The organism is Rhizobium sp. N122, from assembly GCF_002211295.1.
In the GTDB taxonomy this organism is placed as follows: domain Bacteria; phylum Pseudomonadota; class Alphaproteobacteria; order Rhizobiales; family Rhizobiaceae; genus Rhizobium.
The window spans coordinates 85,199-109,922 of sequence record NZ_LOKU01000005.1; the positions used below are offsets into that span (position 1 = coordinate 85,199).

26 protein-coding genes are annotated in these 24,724 nt (G+C 61.3%); 10 read left to right on the plus strand and 16 right to left on the minus strand.

What is annotated here, in order from left to right; genetic code table 11:
• Window positions 1-74 precede the first annotated feature (74 nt).
• From ATY75_RS05265 to ATY75_RS05280, 4 genes are read left to right on the plus strand one after another with little or no spacing between them, the layout of a single operon-like run.
• Entirely contained in the window at window positions 75-929 is an 855-nt protein-coding gene (locus ATY75_RS05265) for a folate-binding protein YgfZ (protein WP_088936717.1), read from the plus strand.
• Entirely contained in the window at window positions 926-1,534 is a 609-nt protein-coding gene (locus ATY75_RS05270; protein WP_064837901.1) for an HD family hydrolase, read from the plus strand. Before ATY75_RS05265 ends, ATY75_RS05270 begins: the two co-directional genes overlap by 4 nt.
• A complete protein-coding gene (locus ATY75_RS05275; protein WP_088936718.1) occupies window positions 1,531-2,061 on the plus strand; it encodes a tyrosine phosphatase family protein in 531 nt (176 codons plus the stop codon). The genes ATY75_RS05270 and ATY75_RS05275 overlap by 4 nt, the downstream gene beginning before the upstream one ends.
• Window positions 2,062-2,120: 59 nt before the next feature.
• The gene (locus tag ATY75_RS05280) at window positions 2,121-2,999 is read left to right on the plus strand and encodes a mechanosensitive ion channel domain-containing protein (protein ID WP_088936719.1); all 879 of its coding nucleotides are present in this window, start codon (window positions 2,121-2,123) and stop codon (window positions 2,997-2,999) included.
• 29 nt (window positions 3,000-3,028) lie between these two features.
• On the opposite strand, the gene ATY75_RS05285 is transcribed toward ATY75_RS05280, so the two are convergent.
• Both ATY75_RS05285 and ATY75_RS05290 read right to left on the minus strand, forming a co-directional pair.
• Window positions 3,029-3,544 (minus strand): superoxide dismutase family protein, encoded by a 516-nt coding sequence (locus ATY75_RS05285; protein WP_088936720.1) that lies wholly within the window; start codon window positions 3,542-3,544, stop codon window positions 3,029-3,031.
• A gap of 194 nt (window positions 3,545-3,738) precedes the next feature.
• A complete protein-coding gene (locus ATY75_RS05290) occupies window positions 3,739-4,080 on the minus strand; it encodes a hypothetical protein (protein WP_088936721.1) in 342 nt (113 codons plus the stop codon).
• A 428-nt stretch (window positions 4,081-4,508) separates the two neighbouring features.
• Between ATY75_RS05290 and ATY75_RS05295 the strand changes: the two genes are divergently transcribed.
• The 3 genes from ATY75_RS05295 (at window position 4,509) to ATY75_RS05305 (ending at window position 8,118) form a co-directional block, all read left to right on the plus strand.
• The gene (locus ATY75_RS05295; protein ID WP_088936722.1) at window positions 4,509-6,404 is read left to right on the plus strand and encodes an EAL domain-containing protein; all 1,896 of its coding nucleotides are present in this window, start codon (window positions 4,509-4,511) and stop codon (window positions 6,402-6,404) included.
• 153 nt (window positions 6,405-6,557) lie between these two features.
• Window positions 6,558-7,202, plus strand: coding sequence for an HD domain-containing protein (locus ATY75_RS05300; RefSeq protein WP_064837892.1), 645 nt, complete (start codon window positions 6,558-6,560; stop codon window positions 7,200-7,202).
• 58 nt (window positions 7,203-7,260) lie between these two features.
• Window positions 7,261-8,118, plus strand: coding sequence for an MOSC domain-containing protein (locus tag ATY75_RS05305; protein ID WP_088936723.1), 858 nt, complete (start codon window positions 7,261-7,263; stop codon window positions 8,116-8,118).
• Window positions 8,119-8,343: 225 nt separating this feature from the next.
• Here ATY75_RS05305 and ATY75_RS05310 read toward each other — a convergent pair whose 3' ends face one another.
• The 12 genes from ATY75_RS05310 to rpoZ all read right to left on the minus strand — a co-directional run bounded on the left by ATY75_RS05310 (window position 8,344) and on the right by rpoZ (window position 19,040).
• Window positions 8,344-9,339, minus strand: a complete 996-nt coding sequence (locus ATY75_RS05310; RefSeq protein ID WP_088936724.1) for an aldo/keto reductase — start codon at window positions 9,337-9,339, stop codon at window positions 8,344-8,346.
• 100 nt (window positions 9,340-9,439) lie between these two features.
• Complete coding sequence (recO, locus tag ATY75_RS05315) at window positions 9,440-10,210, minus strand: DNA repair protein RecO (protein ID WP_064837886.1); 771 nt, start codon at window positions 10,208-10,210, stop codon at window positions 9,440-9,442.
• A 437-nt stretch (window positions 10,211-10,647) separates the two neighbouring features.
• Window positions 10,648-11,133: a response regulator gene (locus ATY75_RS05330; protein WP_088936725.1), complete on the minus strand. Its 486-nt coding sequence runs from the start codon at window positions 11,131-11,133 to the stop codon at window positions 10,648-10,650.
• A 99-nt stretch (window positions 11,134-11,232) separates the two neighbouring features.
• Window positions 11,233-11,985, minus strand: coding sequence for a Crp/Fnr family transcriptional regulator (locus ATY75_RS05335; RefSeq protein ID WP_088936726.1), 753 nt, complete (start codon window positions 11,983-11,985; stop codon window positions 11,233-11,235).
• Between the two features lie 152 nt (window positions 11,986-12,137).
• A complete protein-coding gene (era, locus tag ATY75_RS05340) occupies window positions 12,138-13,079 on the minus strand; it encodes a GTPase Era (protein ID WP_049733880.1) in 942 nt (313 codons plus the stop codon).
• 7 nt (window positions 13,080-13,086) lie between these two features.
• On the minus strand, window positions 13,087-13,806 hold the full coding sequence (rnc, locus tag ATY75_RS05345) for a ribonuclease III (protein ID WP_064837880.1): 720 nt from the start codon (window positions 13,804-13,806) through the stop codon (window positions 13,087-13,089).
• The gene (lepB, locus tag ATY75_RS05350; protein ID WP_049733878.1) at window positions 13,803-14,546 is read right to left on the minus strand and encodes a signal peptidase I; all 744 of its coding nucleotides are present in this window, start codon (window positions 14,544-14,546) and stop codon (window positions 13,803-13,805) included. Before lepB ends, rnc begins: the two co-directional genes overlap by 4 nt.
• 134 nt (window positions 14,547-14,680) lie before the next feature.
• Complete coding sequence (acpS, locus tag ATY75_RS05355) at window positions 14,681-15,085, minus strand: holo-ACP synthase (RefSeq protein ID WP_064837877.1); 405 nt, start codon at window positions 15,083-15,085, stop codon at window positions 14,681-14,683.
• A gap of 38 nt (window positions 15,086-15,123) precedes the next feature.
• Window positions 15,124-15,714: a DUF2062 domain-containing protein gene (locus ATY75_RS05360; protein WP_088936727.1), complete on the minus strand. Its 591-nt coding sequence runs from the start codon at window positions 15,712-15,714 to the stop codon at window positions 15,124-15,126.
• A 156-nt stretch (window positions 15,715-15,870) separates the two neighbouring features.
• Window positions 15,871-16,020 carry a DUF3563 family protein gene (locus ATY75_RS05365; RefSeq protein WP_064837873.1) on the minus strand — a complete coding sequence of 50 codons (150 nt, stop codon included), beginning with the start codon at window positions 16,018-16,020 and terminating at the stop codon, window positions 15,871-15,873.
• A 194-nt stretch (window positions 16,021-16,214) separates the two neighbouring features.
• Window positions 16,215-18,449, minus strand: coding sequence for a bifunctional (p)ppGpp synthetase/guanosine-3',5'-bis(diphosphate) 3'-pyrophosphohydrolase (locus tag ATY75_RS05370; protein WP_064837871.1), 2,235 nt, complete (start codon window positions 18,447-18,449; stop codon window positions 16,215-16,217).
• A 186-nt stretch (window positions 18,450-18,635) separates the two neighbouring features.
• Window positions 18,636-19,040 (minus strand): DNA-directed RNA polymerase subunit omega, encoded by a 405-nt coding sequence (gene rpoZ, locus ATY75_RS05375; RefSeq protein WP_003574261.1) that lies wholly within the window; start codon window positions 19,038-19,040, stop codon window positions 18,636-18,638.
• Between the two features lie 296 nt (window positions 19,041-19,336).
• Between rpoZ and ATY75_RS05380 the strand changes: the two genes are divergently transcribed.
• Window positions 19,337-19,921 (plus strand): NYN domain-containing protein, encoded by a 585-nt coding sequence (locus ATY75_RS05380; RefSeq protein ID WP_049733874.1) that lies wholly within the window; start codon window positions 19,337-19,339, stop codon window positions 19,919-19,921.
• Between the two features lie 34 nt (window positions 19,922-19,955).
• Here the strand turns inward: ATY75_RS05380 and smpB are convergent, their stop codons facing one another.
• Window positions 19,956-20,435: an SsrA-binding protein SmpB gene (gene smpB / locus ATY75_RS05385; RefSeq protein ID WP_012557117.1), complete on the minus strand. Its 480-nt coding sequence runs from the start codon at window positions 20,433-20,435 to the stop codon at window positions 19,956-19,958.
• Between the two features lie 96 nt (window positions 20,436-20,531).
• Window positions 20,532-21,416 (minus strand): 4-hydroxy-tetrahydrodipicolinate synthase, encoded by an 885-nt coding sequence (dapA, locus tag ATY75_RS05390; protein ID WP_088936728.1) that lies wholly within the window; start codon window positions 21,414-21,416, stop codon window positions 20,532-20,534.
• 212 nt (window positions 21,417-21,628) lie between these two features.
• Between dapA and ATY75_RS05395 the strand changes: the two genes are divergently transcribed.
• A complete protein-coding gene (locus ATY75_RS05395) occupies window positions 21,629-23,704 on the plus strand; it encodes a lytic transglycosylase domain-containing protein (protein ID WP_088936729.1) in 2,076 nt (691 codons plus the stop codon).
• A 64-nt stretch (window positions 23,705-23,768) separates the two neighbouring features.
• Window positions 23,769-24,665, plus strand: a complete 897-nt coding sequence (locus ATY75_RS05400) for an alpha/beta hydrolase (RefSeq protein ID WP_088936730.1) — start codon at window positions 23,769-23,771, stop codon at window positions 24,663-24,665.
• Window positions 24,666-24,724: the final 59 nt, after the last annotated feature.

A 24,724-nucleotide genomic window follows, 5' to 3' on the forward strand; every position in this document is an offset into this window, starting at 1 on the left:
TTGCGCATGGGGCGCTTGCGATCCACCTCGTGAAGACATACCTCTGAGCGATAACCAACGCGACAGGTTCCGCCATGCCAGCCGTATTCCTGAAAGACCGCGCACTGCTCTCGATCAGCGGCGCGGAAGCCCAATCCTTCCTGCAGAACCTGATCACCACCGATATCATCTCGCTTGCGCCAGACGAGGCGCGGCCCGGGGCCCTGCTGACGCCGCAGGGCAAGATCCTGTTCGATTTCATGATCTGGCCGGACGGCGACGGCTATACGATCGAAACGGAAACAGGCCAGCGCGATGGCCTGCTGAAGCGGCTGGCGATGTACAAGCTGCGCGCCGCCGTCACGCTGACGCCGCGCGGCGAAGAGGGTGTCACCGTGTCTTGGGGCGAAGATGCCGAGGGCGTCCGGGACAGCCAAGGCGTCCGGGACAGCCGCTTTGCCAAGGCCGGCGTTACGTTGATCCGTCGGCCCGGCAAACACGGCGATGGCGCTGAAGCGCTCTACGACGCGCTGCGTATCAGCCATGGCATCGTCACATCAGGATCGGACTTCGCCCTGCAGGATGCCTTTCCGCACGACGTGCTGATGGATTTCAATGGCGGCCTCTCCTTCAGGAAGGGCTGCTATGTCGGCCAGGAGGTCGTTTCGCGCATGCATCACCGCGGCACGGCGCGCCGGCGCGTCGTCATGGTGTCCGCCGCAACGACTCTGCCGGAGACCGGGACGGAGATCACCGCCGCCGGCAAGCCGGTGGGAACACTCGGTTCGGTCGAAGGCGACCATGGACTGGCGATCGTGCGCATCGACCGCGCCGGCGCGGCAATGGCAGCCGGCACACCGCTGCTTGCCGGGCAAACACCGGTTTCCCTCGTCCTGCCGGAATGGTCCGGCCTTGTCTTTCCCACGAGCGCCGACGAGGCCAGCGCGTGACGACGGCGAAAGCTCCGCGTGCCTGGCAACGCATGCTGTCCGGGCGCAGACTCGACCTGCTCGACCCCTCGCCGCTCGATGTCGAACTGATCGACATCGCCCAGGGGCTGGCGCGCGTCGCCCGCTGGAACGGCCAAACATCGGGCGATCATGCTTTTTCGGTGGCGCAGCACAGTCTCCTCGTCGAAGACATTTTCCGCCGCTTCAACGATGCGTCCCCGCGGGAGTGTCTGATGGCGCTGCTGCATGATGCGCCCGAATATGTGATCGGCGATATGATCTCGCCGTTCAAATCAGTGGTCGGCGGCGGCTACAAGACGGTGGAAAAGCGGCTGGAGGCCGCCGTGCACTTGCGCTTCGGCCTGCCGCCGCATCCCTCGCGCGACCTCAAGGACCGAATCAAGAAGGCCGATACGATCGCCGCCTATTTCGAGGCGACGGTACTGGCCGGCTTCACACCCGCCGAGGCGCAGAAATTCTTCGGCCAGCCGCGCGGCATCAGCAGGGAGATGCTGATGATCGAGCCGCTGCCGGCAATCGAAGCACAACGGCTATTCTGCGAGCGCTTCGCGGCGATCGAGGCCGAGCGGGAGATGGTGTCGTGAGCTTCATCGTCGTCTCGCCGCTGTCGCGCATCGCGGAGATGGCGGTGCGCCACAAGGCGCGCGACATGATTAGCCTGATCGCCAAGGAGCAGGCCTTTCATCGGCCGGGCGGGATCGCGGCCAACCGTCATCTGACGCTTGCGATGAACGACATCGCCTTCAAAGGCACCGGCGGCCTGGTCGCGCCCGACGAGACGCATGTGCAGGGGATTATCGACTTTGCCGCATCGTGGCGGCGGGAGACGCCGCTGCTCATCCATTGCTGGATGGGCGTGTCGCGATCGCCGGCAGCCGCCCTGATCGCCGCGCTGTCGCTTGCGCCGGATCAGAGCGACGAACAGCTTGCCGACCGGCTGCGGGCAGCCTCGCCTTTCGCGACGCCGAATGCCCGGCTGATTGAGATCGGCGACGCGCTGCTGAACCGCGGCGGCCGGCTGGTCGCGGCAGTGCGGGCGATCGGACGCGGTGCCGATGCCGACGGCAATGCGCCCTTCGTGCTTGCGATCCGGGAAGCCGTCTGCGGTTGACGCTGCCGCCAACCGCTCCATCTAGCCCCCCGACCACGTAAAAACCACAGGGCCAGATCATGGAACAACAGGCAGCTGATGTCCTCCTCGCCACGCAAACGGCGCTCAGCCAGGCAAGCGCGCTGGCGGTGCAATATTCCTTCTCCGTCCTCGGGGCGGTAATCCTGCTCGTTCTCGGCTGGGCGCTTGCCGGTTTTGCCAGCCGCTGGGCCTATGAAGGCCTGTCGCGGGTCCGTGGTATCGACGAGACATTGGCGCGTTTCTTCACCAATGTGCTGCGCTACGCGCTGCTCATCCTGGTGTTCATCACCGTGCTCGGCCAGTTCGGCGTCCAGACCGCCTCGATCATCGCAGCCCTCGGCGCAGCCGGTCTCGCGATCGGGCTGGCGCTGCAAGGAACGCTGCAGAATATCGCCGCCGGCATCATGCTGCTGATCCTCAGGCCGTTTCGGGTCGGGGAATATATCGAGACCAGCAGCGTGGCCGGCACAGTACGCGAAATCGGATTGTTTGCGACCGAACTCAGGACCGCAGACGGGCTCTACCGGCTGGCGCCGAATTCCACGCTCTGGAACACGCCGATCACCAATTTCAGCCGCGAGGCGACGCGGCGCAACGAACTGAAGATCAAGGTAGAGAGTGACATCGATCAGGCGATGGAGACATTGATGGGCCTTGCCAAAGCCGATTCCCGGGTGCTGACGTCACCGGAACCAAGCGTCTTCATCGACAGCCTCGGTGACGGTCCGATCTTCGTGACACTGCGCTACTGGGCAAAGACCGGTGACTGGTGGGCGGTCAGCCGCGACATGACAAAACGCGTCAAGTTCGCCTTCGACGAAAACAATCCGACCGAGGTGCCGGCATCGAACGCAGCGCCGGCAAAGACGTCCAACGGCAGGGCCGCGGCCGAAAAGCCGGCACTGAGCCGGCAATGAGACATTGATCCCGGAACGTATGCGGCAGACTATTGAATGACGCCGCAGGACAGTCTTTCCCCGGCATCCCCTGAGGGCTGGCTGCGATAATCATCCGAATTGGCATGCACCATCAAGGCGCGGCCGCGAATGCCATCGGTCTTGCCGTCGAGGGTGACCATGCTGTCGAAGACCTGGGCCCTCAGCACACCGTCCTGCCCGACATATTGATTGGGCAGATCGCCGGCGTGCGGACCCTTGGCGGCAAGAATGCCGTGCTCGGCCTTCTCGGGATTGAAGTGGCCGCCGGCCGACTCGTGATGGGTCGCGGCGTCGCATCGGCCGGTCTCATGAACATGGAAGGCCACCCATTTGTTCGCCGGCAGTCCCGATATCTCGACCTCAATCAGGACACCACCGCTGGCAGCCGCCGTCAGTTGCGCGCGTCCGTCCTCCTTGCCGTCCTTGCCGACGAAATTGGCGACCGCCGTCTGCTTGTCCTGAGCCCCCGCCGGCAATGCAACGGCAAGCAGGCTCAGGGCGGCGATGGTGCACATGGCTTTCATGGGGATCTCCTTCCGTCCGGTTGTCCTTCTGAACGTATCAACCCGGAAGGTGTTCCTGATTTAGAGCGCCGCGCGTCCGACAGGAGGCGCCGAGGGCGCTCTATCACCTGGAAGAGGCGCATAGCGCAGGGAGCTCAGGACTGGAAAAGCCGGCCAAAGGGCCGGCTTGCAGAATCACCAGATTGGGAAGCGCCTCAGGCGGCGGTGTTGAAGTCGAACTGGCCATAAGTGTTGCGGTAGAGATCGTCCGGTTGCTCGCCTGAGGTCGGCGCGGTCTGCTGCAACGGATAGGGAACGGCGATGCTGGACGCCATGCCGCTGTCACGCGAGTCCATCATCAGCGCAATCAGGCTGCCGGAAAATTTCGGCTGCGTCTCGCTGGTATTGTCCTCTTCCAGAAGCTCCTTGATGATGCCGGGCTTCTCATCGGCGGCGCGTTCGCCGCGGCTGAGCACACCATCACCATTGGCATCAAGCCGCGACAGCGTCGCCAAATATGCATATGAAGTGTCGGAAACGGATGTGGTGCTGGTCATACAAACCTCCATTCACCGCCTTTTGCCGGTGGTGTTTGTACGCAATACGAACGTGGAAAATCACTGATTGACTCGCTGGTTAAACTGATTTGCGCGGTGCGTCAATAAGTTGTTAACTTCTCATTAACGATGATTGACAACAGTTAACGGAACAGCCCCAGGCTGAACATCCGCCTGCACTAAGCGAAAAGGCTTTGCCGTATTTCAGCGATTTTTCACATAAAAAACAAATGTCTAACGACGCGACTCCACTGCTGCACTGCAACCGAATATTAATCCCGCCCGTCCAGAATGAACGTCACGAGATACCACCTGGACGTTTAGTTTATGAAAAATCAATTTAACGGTCACTTTTGGATGAGTTTTCAATGTGATGAGGTACGTCCATCAACTGACGGCGACCGCCGCCGCCCTGCAAGAGCCCCCACATGAAAGCTGAAGCGCTCTTCTGGCAGCAATGCAGCCAGGCAGTCACGGCCGATGGATCGGTCGATGCGCGGCGTCTGATGGAGCTTGTGATCGCGACCTATCGGGTCCACGAAAGCGACTATGGCGAGATCGAGAGAAGCGCGGAAACGCTGCTGCGGGAGAACCATGCGCTGAGAGGCAATATGTCGGCCCTCAGTCAGGCATTCGACGGACAGCAGAGGCTCTTCGAAATCATCCTCAACAACCTGCCGCTCGGCCTCAGCGTCTTCGACGCAGAGCAGCGGCTGACGCTTTCCAACATTCGCTTCGGTCAGCTCTTCGGCCTGACGCAGGACGATGTCACTCCCGGCGCGACAATCGACGATCTCATCGACAAGATGCGCGGTGCCGAGGGCACCAGCGCCAGGCCCGGCCGGCGGGCCGGCCGACACGCCTCCGCAGCCGCAAACAGCAGCAGTATCCGCCGGCGCGAATGGCTGATGGACGACGGCCGTATCATCCAGAGCATGGTGACCATCCTTGCCGACGGCAGCAGCATCGCCATTCATGCCGATATTACCGAGGATCGAGAGGCGGCCGAGCGCATCACCTATCTCGCCCACCACGACCCGCTGACCGGTCTTCCGAACCGCATCCATTTCCGCCAGCAGGTCGATGCGGCGCTCGCAGCGCGCAAACCGGATGAGCAGATCGCTCTCGTTCATCTCAACCTCGACCGGTTCAAATCGATCAACAACATGATGGGCGTATCCGCCGGCGACAAGATCCTGCAGCAGGTCGCCGAGCGCATCCGGGCCTCGGCCGGTTCGGAAAACACCCTGGCGCGCCTGGGCTCGGACGAATTCGCCATCCTGCAGACGGGCAGGCAGCAGCCGTGGAATGTGACGGCGCTGGCCGAGCAGATCCGCCGCGAGCTTTCCGATCTCTTCCGGCACGGCGAAAAACAGGTGGAGCTCAGCGTCTCGATGGGGATCGCAGTCGCCCCGGGAGATGGCGAAGAAACCGATATCCTGTTGAAACATGCCGGCGTGGCGCTGTCGCACGCCAAGGCGGACGGGCGCAAGCGCGAGCGTTTTTTCGCCGGCGAGATGGAAGCGCAGATGCAGCTCCGCCACGCGCTGGAGGCAGACCTCAGAGCTGCCGTCGAGAAGGAAGAGTTTGAGCTGCACTACCAGCCGCTCTATGACCTTTCGCAGCGACGCATCTGCGGCTTCGAGGCGCTGATCCGCTGGAACCATCCGATCCGCGGCCGTGTTGCGCCGATGGATTTCATTCCGCTCGCCGAAGAGGTCGGCCTCATCGTCGATATCGGCCGCTGGGTTTTGCGCCGGGCCTGCAGCGATGCGGCGGAATGGCCTGAAGACATCAAAGTCGCCGTCAACGTTTCGGCGACGCAGTTCAGCAGCAGCGACCTGACCAGGGATGTCGGCGAGGCTCTGGCGGCCGCCTCCTTGTCGCCGTCGCGGCTTGAGCTCGAAATTACCGAGAGCGTGCTCATGGAAAATCTCAGCGAGGTGCTGCCGATTCTGCATGCGCTGAAGGAGCGCGACATCCGCATTTCGATGGATGATTTCGGCACCGGTTATTCCTCGCTGAGCTATCTCTCGAGCTTCCCCTTCGACAAGATCAAGATCGACAAATCCTTCGTCAACGACATCGCCGACAACAAGGAGGCGCATGCGATCATGCACGCGATCATCCTGCTCGGCGATGCGCTCGGCATGCGCGTCACCGTCGAAGGCGTCGAAACCGCCGCGCAGCTGGCGCTGCTCGAATGCGAGGAATGCGACGAGATCCAGGGCTATCACATTAGCCCGCCGAGACCCGCCCTTGATGTGCCCCATCTTCTTTCCCTGCCGAAAAACGGCGGCGCGACGCATCTGCCGAGTCACTGAGCCCGCTTCAATTGCGACTCGCACGGCAAGCGGCTACATAATCGGCAACGGTCCCCGAGCCTTCGTTGTCGCGTGCTTCGACCGAGATCCCGCATCCGCTTCCGCACCGATGCTCTATCGACGGAACAATCCTCCTCATAAACAGGTGGCGCAATGTCCGAGGCCGAAGCCTTCTCTCCTCATGAAACGCTCGCCGCGGCGCTGATCGCCCATGCGGCCGATGGCGACGACGGCTCGCACGATCTTGCCCATATCCTGCGCGTCTTCCGGAACGCCATGCGCATCCATGCTGACGAAGGCGGCGACGGGCGAATTCTTGCCGCCTCCGTGCTGCTACACGACTGCGTCGCCGTAGAGAAGAATTCGCCGCTGCGGGCACAGGCATCGGCTTTGGCGGCGCAGAAGGCATCGGCGATCTTGGCAGAACTCGGCTGGAACCAGGCGGATATCGACGCTGCGGCTCACGCCATCACCGCGCACAGTTTCTCGGCCGGGGTGGCGCCGCAGACGCTGGAGGCAAAGATCCTGCAGGATGCCGATCGGCTGGATGCGATCGGCATGGTCGGCGCCGCACGCTGCTTTTATATTGCCGGGCGACTGGGATCCGGGCTCTACGATCCGTTCGACCCGGCGGCGGCGGATCGCCCGCTCGACGACAAGCGTTATGCCATTGACCATTTTCGGACGAAGCTGTTCAAACTGGCTGACGGGTTCCAGACCGAGACCGGCCGCAGGCTGGCGGCCGATCGCGATAAAAGCCTGCGCGACTTCCTCCAGGCCTTCATGGACGAGATCTAGAAAAGGATTCAGATCTCAGTCCGACTCGGCCTAAATCATCCTGTTTTGGGAGAACGGCATGCGTATCAGCGACCTCTTCATCTACCCCCTCAAAAGTGCCCGCGGCATTGCCCTGCCTTCGGCCGACATCGACGCCTATGGGCTTCCCGGCGACCGGCGGGCGATGATCACTGATCCCAACGGACACTTCATCACCCAGCGCGAATTGCCGGACCTCGCGCGCATTGAGGTCCGGCCGGAGCCCGGCGCTTTTCGGCTGCTTATGCAAGGAAGGCAGGACATATCGGTGGCGCCGCCTCGGCCTGAAAACCGCATGGATGTGAGCGTGTGGAAATCGACCGTCAGCGCCGCCGTCGCCGATCCCGAAAGCAACCGGTTGCTTTCCGAATGGCTCGGCCGCGAGGTGCGGCTGGTCTTCTTCGACGGCCAGGCACGGCGCACGGCGAATGCCGAATGGGCCGGCGAACGCACGCCCGTCACCTTTACCGACGGCTATCAGATCCTGGTAACGACGACCGGTTCGCTGAAAGCGTTGAACGCCGACCTCGCCGCCCATGGCGAAGGCAGCGTCGGCATGGAACGCTTCCGGCCGAACATCGTCATCGACATCGACGAGGCCTGGCCGGAGGACGGCTGGGCGGCGATCGAGATCGCCGGCATCCGCTTCGATCTCGTGAAACCCTGCTCGCGCTGCATCATGACGACGCAGGACCAACTGACCGGTTCCCGCGAGGGGCCGAACCCGATGCCATCCATGGGCCGCATCCGCATGTCGGCCGACCGGCGCGTCCCCGGCCCGCTCTTCGGCTGGAACGTCACCCCACGCGGCAACGGCAGGATCACGATCGGTGACGAGGTGAAGATCATCGAGGCACGACCGGAGGGCTGGGCGTTGAAGGTACGTGCGCGGAGTTAGGTCAAATTGGGGAAGATCTGACCGCGCTTTATCCTGTATACGTCGCAACATTCTCCCTCATTCCTGTGCTTGTCAGAGGAATCCAGTGCGCCCAAGTCCTTGGGCGCGGGAGACTCCTTGCTTGTTAAGAGTCATTCACCGCGCAGACGCGCGATGGCTGGATTCCTGTGACGAGCACCGGAATGAGGGGCGTGGAGAAAGCCACGCCTCTCAGGTGTCCGTCGCTCATCCGCGCCCAAGTGCGGCGTCGATCTCCGCCATAACTCCGGCCGATAACGGCCCTTTCTCCAGCGCCCCGACATTTTCCTCCACCTGGGCGACCGTGCGGAAGCCCGGAATGGGTAGGGTGCGCGGCGACTTTGCCCAGAGCCAGGCGAGCGCGCCTTGCGTCAGCGTGCGGCCGCCTGAGGTCAGGAGATCGCGGACGGCGTCGAGCCTTGCGGCAAATTCCGGGGCCATACGGCCGTCCTTGAAATAGACCATCCAGTCGAGCGCCGCGCCGCGTACATCCTTGGCGCCCACCGCCTTGTCGGCGGTGAACTTGCCGGTCAAAAGCCCCATGGCGAGTGGACCGCGATTGATCGATATCAGGCCTTTCCCCTCGATCACCCCGATCATCTCCGGCACCGGCTCGAAGACGTTCATCGTATGCTGGATCGAGACAAAGCCGGGGCGGGTGGCATGGCGGGCGGCGCGATCGGGAAAATCGGTGCTCCAGCCGAAGGCATCGATCTTGCCTTCGACGCGCAGCGCCTCCAGCGTATCGAAGACGGCATCCGATTGTTCCAGCGGAAAATCATTGATGTGGAATTGCAGGAGATCGAGGCGGTCGCGCCTGAGGCTGCGCAGCGAGGTCTCGACCGAACGGCGGATAAAGGCCTCATCGGCGAAGGCGCCGGTTGCCTGCTTGGTTTGCGGGTCGGTGGCGAAGCCGAACTTGGTGGCGACGATAATATCGTCGCGATTGCCGATCGCCCGGCCGAGCACTTCTTCGGAATGGCCGGCGCCGTAATTCGAGGCGGTATCGAAGAAGCGGATGCCGAGTTCGATGGCGCGGCCGATCGCTTCGACGGATTCACTGTCGTCGACCTCGCCCCAGCCGAGCGGCGTGTCGCCGGCAAAGAAGGGGCCGCCGATCGCCCAACACCCCATGCCGAGACGCGGAATTTTGCGGCCGTTCCAGAGCGTAATCGTCGTCGGGGATGCGGTCTTGGTCAGCATGGGATCCTCCTTGGCTGGCAGTCCTCCAGACATAGGAAGGGCTCTCATGCGGGTAAACCGCCAAATTCGGAGGATGTTTTGCACCGGTAAAAAACCGGGATCAGGCGGAAATATCATTTGGGCCGGAAAGCGTCCGCAAGGCTGGATTGAGCGCCTTGAGCGCCGCCTGAACGAAGCCGTCGCGGGCTGCCGCGGCTTCGATGCCGCGTGGTTCATAGACGTGGCGATGCAAAAAGAACCCCGTCAGACGGAATGCGGCCGCGAGACTGTCGAAGTCGGCCGCATGGTTGCCTTCGGTACCGAGAAAAGGCGGCAGGAGCAGCATTTTGTCCGCCCAGGGGGCACCGGCGCTGCGGCTGACGGCGCGGCCGGATTTCGGCGAGACGTAGACGAGATCGGAACGGGCGCCGGTCGCGGCGCATTCGGCCAGATCGAGGCCGAAGCCGAGATCGTTCAGCACCGCAAGCTCGAAACGCACGAAGAGCTCGCCGGCATCGGCCGGGTTGTGCAGGTGATCGAGGATGACTTCCAGCGCATCGAAGAGGTGCGGATGCGGGTCACGCTCGGGCAGCAGCCGCAGCAGCGCTCCCATCGCCTGAACACCGTAGACGGCGGTCGCCGTTTCCATCAGGCGGGCGGCGCGCAATGTTACCGGCTCGACGCGGAATTCGCCGAGATGTTCGTCCAACCTGGCGCGCCAGATAACCTCCACGGCGTTGCCGGCCTGCAGCACCGGCTGCATGGCGCGCGACCGGCCGGAGCGCACCAGGCCGAGATGGCGGCCGCGATCGCGCGTCATCACCTCGGCGATGACACTCGTCTCGCCGTGACGCTTCACGCCCAGGATGATCGCATGATCCTGCCACTGCATCGAAAGAAGTCCTTGCGGCTGACGAATCCATCCTAGAGCCTTTCCTGGTTAGATTAAAGCATTCTGCCGGAGCAGGTTTCGCCAGGGCAGAGGCGATTGGCGACGGGCATACCCCTTGGTAAGTCCGAGCCGATCGCCTCTGATCCTGGCTAGAGATGCCCGGCCCACCGGCCGCACCGCTTCGCCACGGCGAAGCGATCAGTGCCTCCGGCGATTCCCAAGTCTTGCAGATTTGCCTGGCAAATCTGCGCGAGGGTTAACTGAAACGGGCCGGCTGATCGACCGGCCGGCTTGGCCGTAGCGCTGGGCTACGCCCCGCGCCAGCCGGTCGACCATCCGACACCGTTTGAGCCAACAGAATGCTTCAATCTAACCAGGAAAGGTTCTAGAGCATGATGCCGAAAATGGGAAAGGCCTGACTGCCGTCACGGACCGCGTCAGGCGACAGCCGGGAAAAGCCTCAGCAGGAATTCACGCATCGCCGTCTCGTCGAAAGGCTTCACCAGAAGCGGAATGTGCTGCAAGTCCGGCGGAAAATCGCCGGTATCGGAATAGCCGCTGACGAAGCCGAAAGGAATGCCGAGATCGAGAAGATGACGGGCAAATCCGAAGCTCATGCCCTCACCGAGATTGACGTCGAGAAGAGCAAAATCATATGTCTCCGCAACGATGGCAGCCCTCGCTTGCTCCACGCTGCCGACGATATCGATATTCTCGACGCTGGCCAGGCGCAGCATATCCTCCGCCTCCATCGCGATGATCAGACTGTCTTCAAGAACCAGAACACGGATTGCGCTCATGATTCCATGCCCTCCGTCGGGTGCCTGTCGCAGCGCCCAGGCCGTTTCGCCAACATCATTGCCCTCCGGTGCCCCGCATGGCACGCTATCGGTGAATTCCGCCACCAATTCTGAATGAACCATTTTTCTGCCCGGTCGATAAGAATCACATTGGACGAAAGACGATGGCCGAGCTTATTTTCCCTGATGCTAATGCGCATTTAAAAAAGACATAAGGCGGGATTAGATGAAGGGACGTCTGCCCTCTCCCAGCCCTTCCCAGCCGGCAATCGCCATCAATTCCTCGCCATTCAGAACCTCGCAGCCGCGCTCCTGCCAGCGGATCAATCCGCGTTCACCGAGCTTTTTCAAGGTCTTGTTGGTGTGAACGATGGAAAGGCCGAGCGTATCGGCAATGTGCTGCTGGGTGATGGGGATGAATTTGCGGCCATTGAAGAGATTGAGCTTCCGGCCGCGCTCGAAGAGGAAAGCCAGCAGGTAGGCTGCTCTCTCCAGTGCCGTGCGGCGGCCGATGCTCAAGAGATGCTCATCCAGAATGCGCTCCTCGCGCGCGGCGATCCAGGTGATATCGAAGGCGAGCGAGGGGTGCTTGTTATAAAGCGTCATCAGTCTGTCGCGCTCGAAGACGCAGAGGGAAACCGGTGACAGCGCTTCGACGGAATGCTGCATTTCGCCGGCGATCGTTCCCTGCAGGCCGACCAGATCGCCCGGCATGATATAATTCAGAATCTGGCGGCGCCCATCCTCCAGCATCTTGTAGCGAAAGCCCCAGCCGGAAAGCACCGTGAAGAGATGCGCGCTATGTGCGCCTTCGACGAGGATGGTGGAGCCGGCATCGACGGCGAGTTCACCCCTCTTGAAACGGGAAACGAACTCCAGCTCGTCGCGGCTGAATTCCCGGAAATGCGGCAACGGCCGCAAAGGACATTGCTCACAAGGGGTCTTGAAAGAGTGGATGCGTTTCGACGTTGCCATACCTGCCCTCGCGGTCATGCAAACCGGCGGCCCCTCATCGACGCACCGTCGAGCAAGAAATGCGCACAGGCATGGATTCGTTCCGCAACGAAGCTAGTTTTTTCCAAAGAAACAAAGGGCTGGCGCTTACCCGATGAAATCCTTGCCGTCCGTTATTTCGGGAAATCGAGACCCATTTCGCGGAACCGCTCGGGATCGTCACCCCAATTCTCGCGAACCTTGACGAACAGGAAGAGATGGACCGGCTGCTCGAGGATCTCCGACAATTCCTTGCGGGAAGCCGTCGATATCGCCTTGATGGTTTCACCGCCCTTGCCGAGCGCGATTTTCTTCTGGCTGTCGCGCTCGAGATAGATCACCTGCTCGATCCGCACCGAGCCGTCCTTGCGCTCTTCCCACTTTTCCGTTTCGACATGCGAGGCGTAGGGAAGCTCCTGGTGCAGCCGCAGGAACAGCTTCTCGCGGGTTATCTCGGCAGCGAGCTGGCGCATCGGCAGATCGGAGATCTGGTCTTCCGGATAGTACCACGGCCCCTCGGGAAGTGTGGCGGCCAGATAATCCATGACATCGTCGCAGCCTGAGCCGTTTTCGGCCGATATCATGAAGGTGCGTTCGAAGGCGATCTTCTCGTTGGCGGCGGCCGCGAGTGCCAGCAGATCCTCGCGGTTGACGCGGTCGATCTTGTTGAGCAGCAGGATCTTCGGTTGCCGAACCTCCTTGAGGCCTTCGAGGATGGCTTCGGCATCGCCACGCAGGCCGCGCTCGCTGTCGATCAGCAGCACGATCAGATCGGCATCCTTGGCGCCGCCCCAGGCCGAGGTCACCATGGCGCGGTCGAGCCGGCGACGCGGCTTGAAGATACCGGGTGTATCCATGAAGACGATCTGGGCGTTGTCGTGGATCGCGATGCCGCGGACGATGGCGCGCGTCGTCTGCACCTTATGGCTGACGATCGAGACCTTGGCGCCGACAAGGCGGTTCACCAGCGTCGATTTACCGGCGTTGGTCGGGCCGATCAGCGCGACGAAGCCCGAATGCGTCGGACCATGGGTTTCGGCAGCAGCTTCGGCCGCGATATCTTCTTCTTGTGTCATTGTCCCATCAGTTTCCGGCAGGCGATTGCTGCCAAATGCCTTCGCGCTCAAGCATCTTTGTCGCCGCAACCTGTTCGGCGGCACGCTTCGACCGCTCTACGCCGGTTTCCGGCTTAATGCCAGCAACTTCCACCGTCACCTTGAAGCGCGGATCATGATCCGGTCCGCTGCGTTCATCAACCCGGTAGTTGGGCGTGACGCCGAATTTCGCGTGCGACCATTCCTGCAGCTCGGTCTTGGCGTCGCGCTTGGCGCCATCGGCCCGGACCGCCCTGCCCTGCCAGTAGCGCAGGATGAAGCGGCGGGCCACTTCGAGGCCGCCGTCGAGATAGATCGCGGCGATCAGGCTTTCGACGACGTCGGCGCGCACGTTCATCATGCGCTTGCCGGTCAACTTTTTCACGTCGGCGCCGGTGCGGATATAGAGGTGAAGATTGAGTTCGTCGGCGACCGCAGCGCAGGTTTCGGCGCTGACCAGCTGGTTGAGGCGAACCGAGAGCTCGCCCTCCCCCGCCGTGCCGAAGGTGCGGAACAGAAGCTCGGCGATGCAGAGCCCGAGGACCCTATCGCCGAGGAATTCCAGCCGTTCGTAATTGCCGCCCTTCTCGGTGCGGGCGCTGGCATGGGTCAGCGCCCGATCCAGGCGTTCCTTTTCGGCGAAGTCATGGCCGATCAGGCCTTCAAGCTTTGCGCGGTCGGCCGCAGAAAGCGTCGGCGCCTTGCTCATTCAACAACCTTGAAGAGGCGATCCCAGCGCATGTTCGTCGGCCACTTCCAGATTTCACGGAAGGAGGTGTCGTTGCCGAGCGAGAAGAAGATGACGCTGGCGCGGCCGACAAGATTTTCGGCCGGCACGAAGCCGACGTCGAAGCGGCTGTCGGCCGAGTTGTCGCGGTTGTCGCCTACCATGAAATAGTGGTCTTCCGGCACGATGAACTCGCGGGTGTTATCGCCGCGCGATGCCGGAGACGAATCGAGTGTGTCGTAGGTCTTGCCGTTATCGAGCGTCTCGCGGAACACCGGCACATCCGCGCCCGGATCGAGCTTGTAATCCGAGGTGAAGGCGCCGTCCGGCACCTTCGGTACCGGCTTGCCGTTGACGTAGAGAACGCCCTCCTTCATCTGAATGCGGTCGCCCGGCAAGCCGATGCAGCGCTTGATGTAATCGATGTCGGGGTTCGGCGGGAAGCGGAAAACGACGATATCGCCGCGCTTCGGAGCGGAGCCGAAAATGCGGCCGCTAAAAATATCAGGCGAGAGGGGCAGCGAATATTTCGAATAGCCATAGGCGAACTTATTGACGAAGATGTAGTCGCCGACGAGCAGCGTCGGCATCATCGAACCGGACGGAATGGTAAAGGGCTGAAACAGCACCGTTCGGATCACCATCGCCAAAATCAGCGCCTGGATGATGACTTTGATATTTTCCCAGAGGGCGTTCGGCTTGGCTTCGACTTTTTCGGACACGCAGTCTTATTCCTTCAAGACGCCGCGACGGCGCAATTCTTCTGTCGTATTCTCTAGCGGCTTCGGCCGGTTGCGGCAATGGCGACAACGTCAAAAGCGACGAGAGGTCGCGATCAACGCTCCCGTGCTCGCGATCAAAGGTGCTCGGGCAACGCCTCGATAATCACGAAGGCCTGCGCCAAGGGATAATCATCCGTTATTGTCAAATGAATGGCGGGCCTGTGACCGGCGGGCAGCATCGATTCGAGGATCACGGCGGCAGCGCCCGACAAAACCATGGTCGGCTTGCCACTCGGCAGGTTGACGACGCCCATGTCCTTCCAGAAGACGCCCTGGGCTATGCCGGTCCCGAGCGCCTTGGAACAGGCCTCCTTGGCGGCAAAACGCTTGGCATAGGAGGCGCCGCGATTTGCCCGGCGGTCTGAACGCGCACGCTCGATCTCGGTGAAGCAGCGATGGGTGAAGCGCTCGCCGAAGCGCTCGATGGATTTCTCGACGCGGCGAATGTCGATCAGATCGCTGCCAATGCCGATGATCATGCCGGAACCTTCCGTGGCTTAAGCATTCTTGACCAGGTTCATACGCTCGGCATGTCGCCGGCCGGACCGGCCAGGCGCAGACGTGCCCGCTCCAGCAGCCGTGTGTGGCGGCGCGTCTGAAAACCCTTCACGGTGTAGAATGTCAGGGCGTAAAGCGCAACGGAGGTGACGATCGCCGGCGGAATGGCGCCGACGAGCATCGGTTCCAGCACCGGCCTCCATAATTCCGTGAAGTTGAGCTTGTGAAAGAGGGCGGCGAGATCAACAGTCTGACCGGCCAGTTGATCCTCACGGCTCAACAGCAGATGCCCGATCTCCCAGGTGATGCCCCAGATAAAGGGATAGGTCAGCGGATTGCCGAAGGCTGCGCAACCGAGGGCGGCAGCCACCATACTGCCGGAAAGGAAATAGGTGATGACGAAGGCCATGACGAAATGCACGCCGATGAACGGCGTCCACGACACGAAGACACCCGCGGCGACGCCGGCCGCAACCGCGTGCGGCGAGGCGCTCAGGCGCAGGATGCGCATTGTCAGATAACGGATCGGGCGAAGGAAACCTTTGCGGGGCCATAGAAGCTCTCGCATCTTTTCCTTGAATCCCGCGGGCTTGCGACGGCGAAACAACATGGCCGGTATTTAGTGCAGCGCACATGACCATGACAAGAGCGGCAAATGATACCGCCGAAAAAACCGCTCATCCCCTCAGCAGAGAGGAGCTTCTTCATGCCGAGGGGCGTTCGTCATGCATAACGTCCCTCACTCGTCTCAAGTATAAATTCAGTATCAGCGCGTGCGGAACAGACCGCGGTCGACCTGGCGCTGACGAAACTCGAGATCGATACGATCGAACGAGCCGTTGAGATATGCCATTTCACGTTCCTGCGCGGTCGGAGCGCGGAGGGCGCGAGCGATTTTCCTGATTGGGTCAAACATTGTCTTGTCTCATCTTCTGTTTGTGTTTCGATGACCAGAAGATAGGCCCGGGGCGGGTTAATTACTACAGCCGCAACATGGAAACAGCCATGCGCTCAACGCATGGCATGCCTTTTTAGCGAACTATTTTGATCATAAAGCGATCATAAAATGTGCAATCTTGCACTCAAACCGTCTGAGGGCTTAACAAAAGCTTACTCGTAGAGGCGCCGGACCGTGGCGATGCAATCCAGTTCCTTCATCTGGGCGAGCAGCTGGTTGAGCTGGCGCAAGTCCCAGACCTCCACCTCGAGCATCATTTCGGTGAAATCCGCCGCGACCCGCACCGTGTTCAGCAAACGGATATTGACATCGAGGCCGGCGACCGTCTGGGCGACCTTGGCGAGCGTGCCGGGCTCATTCAACCCGTTCACCATGATGCGCGCCATGAAGCGCGACTTGTTGGCTTCGTCGAGATCCCAGCGGACGTCGATCCAACGGTCGGGCTGATCGTCGAAGCGCTGCAGGCTCGGCGACTGGATCGGATAGATGGTGATGCCCTTGCCCTGGTCCATGATGCCGACGATGCGATCGCCCGGCACGGCGCCGGTAGAGGCGAACTTGACGTCGACATTGCCGGAGAGGCCGCGGATCGGCCCGATATCGGCGTCGGTGTCGATTTCCGAAGGACCGCCATCGACCCCGGCCTTGGTCTTGCCGGGGATCTTGAAGATCATGCCGGCGGCACTGCGGACGTTGAACCAGCCGTCGTCGCCGGAGGGCCTCACGGTGACGCGCTCATCCTGATGATCGGGATAGACGGCGCGCAGGACGTCGAGCGAAGACATCTCGCCGCGGCCGACGGCGGCGATCGCATCCTCGACCTCCTTCTGGCCGAGGCGGTGCAGCGCCGGCTTCATCGCTTCGCGGGAGAAAATCTTGCCGGCCCTGTCGAAGGTGCGCTCAAGGATGCGATGGCCGAGGCCTGCATATTGCTTGCGGATCGCCATGCGGGTGGCGCGGCGGATGGCGGCGCGCGCCTTGCCGGTGACGACGATCTCCTCCCAGGCGGCGGGCGGAACCTGCACGCCGGACCGGATGATCTCGACCTCGTCGCCATTGGCAAGCCGTGTCACCAGCGGCATGATGCGGCCGTTGATCTTGGCGCCCACCGTGGTATCGCCGATATTGGTGTGCACCGCATAGGCGAAATCGATCGGGGTGGCGCCGCGCGGCAGGGCAATCAGCTTGCCCTTCGGCGTGAAACAGAAGACCTGGTCCTGGAACAGCTCGAGCTTGGTGTGCTCGAGGAACTCTTCCGGGCTGTCGCCTTCGGCCAGCGCCTCAATCGTATGGCGCAGCCAGGAATAGGCATTGGATTCGCGCGAGAGGATGTCGCCGTCGGCGTTGGTGGCGCCGTCCTTGTAAAGGGTATGAGCGGCAATGCCGAATTCGGCGATTTCGTGCATGCGCTTGGTGCGGATCTGCAGTTCGATGCGCTGGCTTGACGGACCGACGATGGTGGTGTGCAGCGAGCGGTAATCGTTCTGCTTCGGCGTCGAGATGTAATCCTTGAAGCGGCCGGGCACGACGCGCCAGCGGGTGTGGACGATGCCGAGCGCCCGATAACAGGACGGGATGTCCTCGACGATCAACCGGAAGCCGTAGACATCGGAAAGCTGCTCGAAGGACAGCGACTTCGACTGCATCTTGCGGAAGACCGAATAGGGTTTCTTCTGCCGGCCCTTGACATAGGCGCTGGTCAGGCCGCTTGCGACCAGCAGGTCGCGCAGCTCGGCCTCGATCTTCTTGACGATGCCCTCATTGCGCTTGGAAAGCTCTTCCAGCCTTTTGGTGACGGTGTCGTAGGCTTCCGGGTTCATATGCATGAAGGAGAGCTCTTCGAGCTCCTCGCGCATATCCTGCATGCCCATGCGGCCGGCGAGCGGCGCATAGATTTCCATCGTCTCCTCGGAGATGCGGGCCCGCTTGTCGGCCGACATATGGTCGAGGGTGCGCATATTGTGCAGGCGGTCGGCAAGCTTGACGAGCAGCACGCGCACATCGTCGGAGATGGCCAGCAGCAGCTTGCGCAGGTTTTCCGCCTGCTTGGCCTTCTTGGTGACGAGATCGAGTTTCTTGATCTTGGTCAGACCCTCGACCAGACGGCCGATATCCTCGCCGAAAAGTTCGTCGATCTCGGCGCGCGTCGCCGTCGTATCCTCGATCGTATCGTGCAGAAGTGCCACCGCGATCGTCGATTCATCGAGGTGCATGTCGGTGAGGATGGCGGCGACTTCCAGCGGATGCGAAATATAGGGATCGCCGCTCGCCCGCTTTTGCTGGCCATGCTTCTGCATGGCGTAGACATAGGCTTTGTTCAGCAGTGCTTCATTGGCATCGGGCTTGTATTGCTGAACCCGCTCCACGAGCTCGTACTGCCGCATCATTCCAAAGCCACTCCGGTAAAAATAAAAGCGCGCCAATCAACGATTGGCGCACACATGGGCAATAATATGCCTAAGCAATAAAGGCGCAAGATTGACGATTGGTAATCATCGCTCTTTCGCATCGCATGAAACTTTTCCTGTTCGCATGCGACCGGGATCACACACGACCAGGATCGGCCTGCGCGCTTAGTAGTCGTCGCTCTTTTCCGGCGGCACCAGGCCTTCGATACCGGCAAGCAGCTCTTCTTCCGACATCTGGTCGAAAGTGATCGTCTCAGGCAGATCATCCTGCTCTTCGCTGTCGGCTGCGGCGACACCGCCGGCGGCAATCATGCTGGCCGGATCGGGCTCGGGCTCGTCGACTTCGACATGCTTCTGCAGCGAATGGATCAGATCTTCCTTGAGGTCGTCGGGCGAAAGCGTCTCGTCGGCGATTTCGCGCAGGGCGACGACCGGGTTCTTGTCGTTGTCGCGATCGATGGTGATCGAGGCGCCCTGGGAAATCAGCCGGGCGCGATGGCTGGCGAGCAGAACCAGCTCAAAGCGGTTCTCCACCTTGTCGATGCAATCTTCAACTGTGACACGGGCCATTGCCTGTCCTTTACGGTCGTCATTTCGGGATTAGCACGCCCGATACAATTAAAACCGGGCAAATACAAGTTTTTCGTTCCGGCTCCCCTCGTCTTTATAAGGGGCCGAACTAAATTTCCATGGAGAATGTCGCAATTCCACCTATGGTTGCTTGGAATATGCCGAATCGTGCCCTAAATCTTTCATATATGAATAATTGTTAAAGTATGGATCAGAGCAAAATCAACACACAAATTATTGATTTTATTGAATTTTGGTCCTGCGGATTTCGATTGCTCTCATTGGATTGGTAAGCGATGTTTGACCCACGCGAAAAAATTGCACTCTTCATTGACGGCGCCAACCTCTACGCTGCGTCCAAGAGCCTCGGTTTCGACATAGATTACCGCAAGCTCTTGAAAGCATTCCAGAAACGCGGATATCTGCTGCGCGCGTACTATTACACCGCGCTGATCGAGGATCAGGAATATTCCTCGATCCGGCCGCTGATCGACTGGCTTGACTATAATGGCTACAAGGTCGTCACCAAGCCCGCCAAGGAATTCACAGATTCCATGGGACGCCGAAAGATCAAGGGCAACATGGACATCGAGCTTGCGATCGACGCCATGGAACAATCCGAAACGGTCGATCATCTCGTCATCTTCTCGGGCGACGGCGACTTCACCAACCTGGTCGAGGCACTACAGCGCAGAGGCCGCAAGGTCTCGGTAATCTCGACGATGGCGACGCAGCCGCCGATGATCGCCGACGACCTGCGACGCCAGGCCGACCACTTCATCGATCTCTTGTCTTTGAAAGCCGAAATCGGTCGCGATCCCGCAGAGCGGGCGCCGCGCCAAGTCGAAGTCGTCGCCCCGGCCAGCGATTTCCAAGAATGATCCGGGGACGGCAATCATCGCCCAAGCGGCGTGGTCAGCCGTTATCCTTCAGCAGGCGGCTCTTCTGCCGGTTCCAATCGCGCTCCTTCTCGGACTCGCGCTTGTCATGCAGTTTCTTGCCCTTGGCGAGCGCCAGCTCCATCTTCGCCCGACCGCGGTCGTTGAAATAGATCTTCAGCGGGATCAGCGTCATGCCTTCGCGGTTGACGGCAGAGCGCAGGCGATGGATTTCACGGCCCGACAAAAGCAGCTTGCGGCGCCGGCGCGGTTCGTGATTGAAGCGGTTCGCCTGCAGATATTCCGGCAGGTAGGAGTTGATCAGCCAGATCTCGCCGCCCTCATCCGACGCATAGGATTCGGCGATATTGGCCTTGCCCTCACGCAGCGATTTGACCTCCGTGCCCATCAGCACGAGACCGGCCTCGTAGGTATCGATGATTTCGTAGTTGAAGCGGGCCTTGCGGTTTTCGGCCACGACCTTGTTCACCACACGCTGGCTGCCTTTGGGGGCCATGACAATATTCCCTTCGAGGCGCGCGAAAAACCGCGCCCTCATTGCTTGCCCTCTATGTAAGGGAACGACCCGGCCTTGTGAAGACGTCCGGTCTCCTCAGTTCAGCAGCCCGGCATGGCGCAGCGCCGCGTCGATTGCCGCTTCCGTTGCCTGCTCCAGCGTCGACAGCAGCGGCGAGCGGACGTTGCGGCTCATGCGGCCAAGCCGGGAGAGACCGTATTTGGCGCCGCAAAGACCCGGCTCCAGGAAGATCGCCTTGTGCAGCGGCATCAGCCGGTCCTGATATTCCAGCGCGCTGGCATAGTCGCCTTTCAGCGTCGCTGCCTGGAAATCGGCGCAAAGGCGCGGGGCGACATTGGCCGTGACCGAAATACAGCCGACGCCGCCATGGGCGTTGAAGCCGAGCGCCGTCGCGTCCTCGCCGGACAATTGCCGGAAATCCTTGCCGCAGGTGATGCGCTGTTCAGAGACGCGCTCGATCTTGCCCGTCGCATCCTTGACGCCGACGATATTGCCATGCGCCTTGGCAAGCGCGCCCATCGTTTCCGGCGTCATGTCGACCACCGAGCGGCCGGGGATATTGTAGATATAGATCGGCAGATCGACGGCCTCGGCAATCGCCGAAAAATGCGCGATCAAACCCTTTTGCGTCGGCTTGTTGTAATAAGGCGTGACGACCAGAACAGCGTCGGCGCCGACCTTTTCGGCATGCTGGGCAAGCTCGATCGCCTCACCCGTATTGTTCGAACCGGCGCCGGCCATGACGGGAACCCGTTTTGCAGCCACCTCGATGCACAATTCCACGACCCGCTTGTGCTCTGCATGCGACAGCGTCGGGGATTCGCCCGTCGTGCCGACAGGAACAAGGCCGCTGCTGCCTTCCTTGATCTGCCAATCGACATGGGCGGCGAAGCTGTCTTCGTCGATCAGTCCGGCATCCGTGAAAGGAGTGACGAGGGCGGGGATGGACCCATTGAACATGCAAAGCTCCTCACGACCAAATCCTTGCTTCGGCCGCATTCCATGAATATTTTGCGCACCATAGAGCGCCGAAATCATCGCGACAAGCGCGTAGAGTTCGGTTTAGGGCAAATTCCGATAGCAGATGTGAATGAATTTTACCTGGTACGGTAAGGTTTCGTTAAGATGCCTCTAGCCAAATGGCAGGGCGTGTTTTCGTTGCGAGATCCCGGATGAAGAAAGCTGTCCTGATTCTGTCCGCCTTCGGCTTCGTTGCCGCCGCGTGGAGCAGTGTAGCGTCGCCGCTTCCCGGTGAGAGCACGTCGGTGCCCGGCGTCAAGCCGCTCGGCTTCATTCCCGAGACCGCCATACCCGAATCGATCACAACAGGCGCCATTCCGCGCAATCCGGCAATCGCACCTGTTAACAGCGACCTGAAAGCCGGCCTCGATGCGCTTTCCGACAAGGACCCACGGCTGGCGCTGTCGATCCGCGACAATATGCCCGACGGTACGCTCGATCGCCATATCCTCACCTGGGCGATCGCCGTTTCCGGCTTGAAGGGCGTTCCTTCCTACGAAATCGCCAGCGCTGCGCAGGAGCTTAAGAGCTGGCCGGGCCTTTCGCGGCTGCGCGCCTATTCCGAACGCGCGCTCTATGACGAAAACCCCGCTCCCTCAGCCGTGCTTGCCGCCTTCGGCGATACCGCGCCTGAGACAATGCAGGGCGCCGTCATCCTCGGCCGGGCGTTGGTTGCAACCGGCAAGCAGGCGCAGGCGGCGAAATATATCCGCAAAGTCTGGCGCGGAGAGGCTCTCGACAAGGCGACCGAGGACAAGATCCTCATCGAATTCTCAGCGCTGTTGACGCCGGCCGACCACAAGGCGCGGATGGACTATCTGATGTATCGCGGCCGGGTGGCGCAGGCCAAGCGCTTCGGCGACATGGGCCAGGCGCAGTCGCTCTACAAGGCCTGGGCTGCCGTCGACGCCAAAGCCGGCAATGCCGGCGCCCTGCTCGACGCCGTCGATACCAGATGGCGCAGCGATGCCGGCCTGCTGTTTGCGCGGATCGAATATTTGCGCAAGCAGGACAAATATGCCGAGGCGGCAGCACTGCTGGAGCAGATGCCGCCCGAGCGCAGCGAGCTCGTCAATTCCGGCGAGTGGTGGAACGAGCAGCGCATCGTCAGCCGTGGTCTCGTCGACCAGGGACAATTCAAGCCTGCCTATCGCATCGTCGCCAACTACGCCGCAACGAGCCCGACCGATATCGTCGAGGCTGAATTCCATGCCGGATGGTATGCGCTGCGCGGCCTGCAGGACCCGACTGCGGCGGAAAAACACTTCCGCAAGATTCTGCAGACATCGAACGGACCGATCTCGGTGTCACGCGCCTGGTATTGGCTCGGACGAGCGGCTGAGGCCGGCGGCCCTGGCAAATCCAGCGAATTCTATGCGAAGGCTGCGACTTTTCCCGGCACCTTCTATGGCCAGCTCGCAGCGGAACGGCTGGGGCGAAAGACGCTGAACGTTACCTATCCCGCGCCGAGCGCGGCCGACCGGCAACGCTTCCAGGCCCGCGAAGCCGTGCAAGCAATCGCCCGGCTGGAGGCCGCCGGCCATGGATGGCGGGCCGATACTCTCTATCTCGCGCTCGCCGATCAGCTGCAGAGCCCCGGTGAACTGGCTGTGCTTGCGGCACAGGCCGAGCAATCCGGCGATCATCATCTGTCGCTGCAGATCGGCAAGATCGCCTATGGACGCGGCATCGATGTCGCAGCACTCGCCTTTCCGGTCGGCGTCATCCCGGCGAATGCCAATATTTCTGGATCCGGCAAGGCGCTTGCCTATGCCATCGCCCGGCAGGAAAGCGCATTCAACCCGGCAGCCGTTTCAGCGGCGAACGCACGCGGCTTGCTGCAGCTTCTGCCGGGGACCGCCCAGGCGGTGGCCAAGCGCCACAACATCGCCTATTCGAAGGACAAGCTGACCGCCGATGCCGGCTATAATGCGACACTTGGTGCGCACTATCTCGGCGAACAGATCGAGGCCTTCGGCGGCTCCTATATCCTCACCTTCATCGCCTATAATGCCGGGCCGAAGCGGGTGCCTGAATGGATCGGCCGCTACGGCGATCCGCGCGGCAGATCGATCGACGACATCGTCGACTGGATCGAGCGCATCCCCTTCCCCGAAACGCGCAACTACGTGCAGCGAGTGATGGAGAACTACGAGGTTTACAAGGCCCGCCTCGGCCAGCCCACCGATATCGAGCGCGACCTGATCGGCGGACGCAGCGCCTCCTGAAGCCGTTTGGCGCGGTTTAAAAACCAGGCTACATCTTCGGGATCAACAACCCTCGAGGGATGCGATGGCGGAGACGGATACAAGCGGGTTCCAGGAGCGATTTTACACGTCTTCCGACGGGCTGAAACTTTATGCCCGGGACTACCGGCCGGGCGAGACGGCGACCGCAGGACGGCTTCCGATCATCTGCCTGCCCGGCCTGACCCGCAATACGCGGGACTTCCATCCGCTTGCGCTGCTTCTTTGCAAGGACATGACAGCACCGCGCCATGTCATCGCGCTCGATTCGCGCGGGCGGGGAGCCTCGGCATGGGATGAGAACAAGGCGAACTACAATCTCGCCATCGAGGCCGGCGACGTCGTCACCGCCTGCGCGGCGCTGGGCGTCGAGCGGGCGATCTTCATCGGCACGTCCCGGGGCGGGCTGATGCTGCATCTGATCGCGGCGACACGGCCGGATCTTCTTGAGGCCGTCATCCTCAACGATATCGGGCCTGTCATCGAGGCCAAGGGGCTGGCGCTGATCCGCGATTATCTCAACAGCGGCAGAAGGCCGGCGGATTGGAGCGAGGCGGTCGATATCGTGAAGGAAAATCACGGCGCGTCGTTTACCGCGCTTGGAGGGGAAGATTGGCGCGAGATGGCGCTGGCCCTTTATCGCGACGTCGGCGGAAGACCGGTCGCCGATTTCGATCCGGCGATCGCTGAGGCGGTGAAATCAGTCGATCTCAGCCAGCCGTTGCCCGATCTCTGGGCGCAGTTCGAAAACCTGTGCCGATTTCCGCTGATGCTGATCCGTGGCGAAAATACGTCTCTGCTCTCAAAGGAGACGGCCGATGAAATGGCCTGCCGGCATCCGAATCTGATCCTGCATACCGCCGAAGGACAGGGGCACGCCCCCCTTTTGCATCACGGCGATATCCCTGCAGCGATTCGAGCTTTTCTCACCTCCTGCCGATAGGAGCCGCCGCTTTAAAATTGATACACGCGATGCGCTCGCGCGTTGCGGTAACACATGTC

Bases quoted from the DNA above. Each gene is read 5' to 3' on its own strand.
- ATY75_RS05265 (WP_088936717.1), top strand. From the start codon at position 75: ATGCCAGCCGTATTCCTGAAAGACCGCGCACTGCTCTCGATCAGCGGC.
- ATY75_RS05280 (WP_088936719.1), top strand. From the start codon at position 2,121: ATGGAACAACAGGCAGCTGATGTCCTCCTCGCCACGCAAACGGCGCTC.
- ATY75_RS05285 (WP_088936720.1), bottom strand. From the start codon at position 3,544: ATGAAAGCCATGTGCACCATCGCCGCCCTGAGCCTGCTTGCCGTTGCA.
- ATY75_RS05290 (WP_088936721.1), bottom strand. From the start codon at position 4,080: ATGACCAGCACCACATCCGTTTCCGACACTTCATATGCATATTTGGCG.
- ATY75_RS05295 (WP_088936722.1), top strand. From the start codon at position 4,509: ATGAAAGCTGAAGCGCTCTTCTGGCAGCAATGCAGCCAGGCAGTCACG.
- ATY75_RS05300 (WP_064837892.1), top strand. From the start codon at position 6,558: ATGTCCGAGGCCGAAGCCTTCTCTCCTCATGAAACGCTCGCCGCGGCG.
- ATY75_RS05305 (WP_088936723.1), top strand. From the start codon at position 7,261: ATGCGTATCAGCGACCTCTTCATCTACCCCCTCAAAAGTGCCCGCGGC.
- ATY75_RS05310 (WP_088936724.1), bottom strand. From the start codon at position 9,339: ATGCTGACCAAGACCGCATCCCCGACGACGATTACGCTCTGGAACGGC.
- recO (WP_064837886.1), bottom strand. From the start codon at position 10,210: ATGCAGTGGCAGGATCATGCGATCATCCTGGGCGTGAAGCGTCACGGC.
- ATY75_RS05330 (WP_088936725.1), bottom strand. From the start codon at position 11,133: ATGGTTCATTCAGAATTGGTGGCGGAATTCACCGATAGCGTGCCATGC.
- ATY75_RS05335 (WP_088936726.1), bottom strand. From the start codon at position 11,985: ATGGCAACGTCGAAACGCATCCACTCTTTCAAGACCCCTTGTGAGCAA.
- era (WP_049733880.1), bottom strand. From the start codon at position 13,079: ATGACACAAGAAGAAGATATCGCGGCCGAAGCTGCTGCCGAAACCCAT.
- rnc (WP_064837880.1), bottom strand. From the start codon at position 13,806: ATGAGCAAGGCGCCGACGCTTTCTGCGGCCGACCGCGCAAAGCTTGAA.
- acpS (WP_064837877.1), bottom strand. From the start codon at position 15,085: ATGATCATCGGCATTGGCAGCGATCTGATCGACATTCGCCGCGTCGAG.
- ATY75_RS05360 (WP_088936727.1), bottom strand. From the start codon at position 15,714: ATGTTGTTTCGCCGTCGCAAGCCCGCGGGATTCAAGGAAAAGATGCGA.
- ATY75_RS05365 (WP_064837873.1), bottom strand. From the start codon at position 16,020: ATGTTTGACCCAATCAGGAAAATCGCTCGCGCCCTCCGCGCTCCGACC.
- ATY75_RS05370 (WP_064837871.1), bottom strand. From the start codon at position 18,449: ATGATGCGGCAGTACGAGCTCGTGGAGCGGGTTCAGCAATACAAGCCC.
- rpoZ (WP_003574261.1), bottom strand. From the start codon at position 19,040: ATGGCCCGTGTCACAGTTGAAGATTGCATCGACAAGGTGGAGAACCGC.
- ATY75_RS05380 (WP_049733874.1), top strand. From the start codon at position 19,337: ATGTTTGACCCACGCGAAAAAATTGCACTCTTCATTGACGGCGCCAAC.
- smpB (WP_012557117.1), bottom strand. From the start codon at position 20,435: ATGGCCCCCAAAGGCAGCCAGCGTGTGGTGAACAAGGTCGTGGCCGAA.
- dapA (WP_088936728.1), bottom strand. From the start codon at position 21,416: ATGTTCAATGGGTCCATCCCCGCCCTCGTCACTCCTTTCACGGATGCC.
- ATY75_RS05395 (WP_088936729.1), top strand. From the start codon at position 21,629: ATGAAGAAAGCTGTCCTGATTCTGTCCGCCTTCGGCTTCGTTGCCGCC.
- ATY75_RS05400 (WP_088936730.1), top strand. From the start codon at position 23,769: ATGGCGGAGACGGATACAAGCGGGTTCCAGGAGCGATTTTACACGTCT.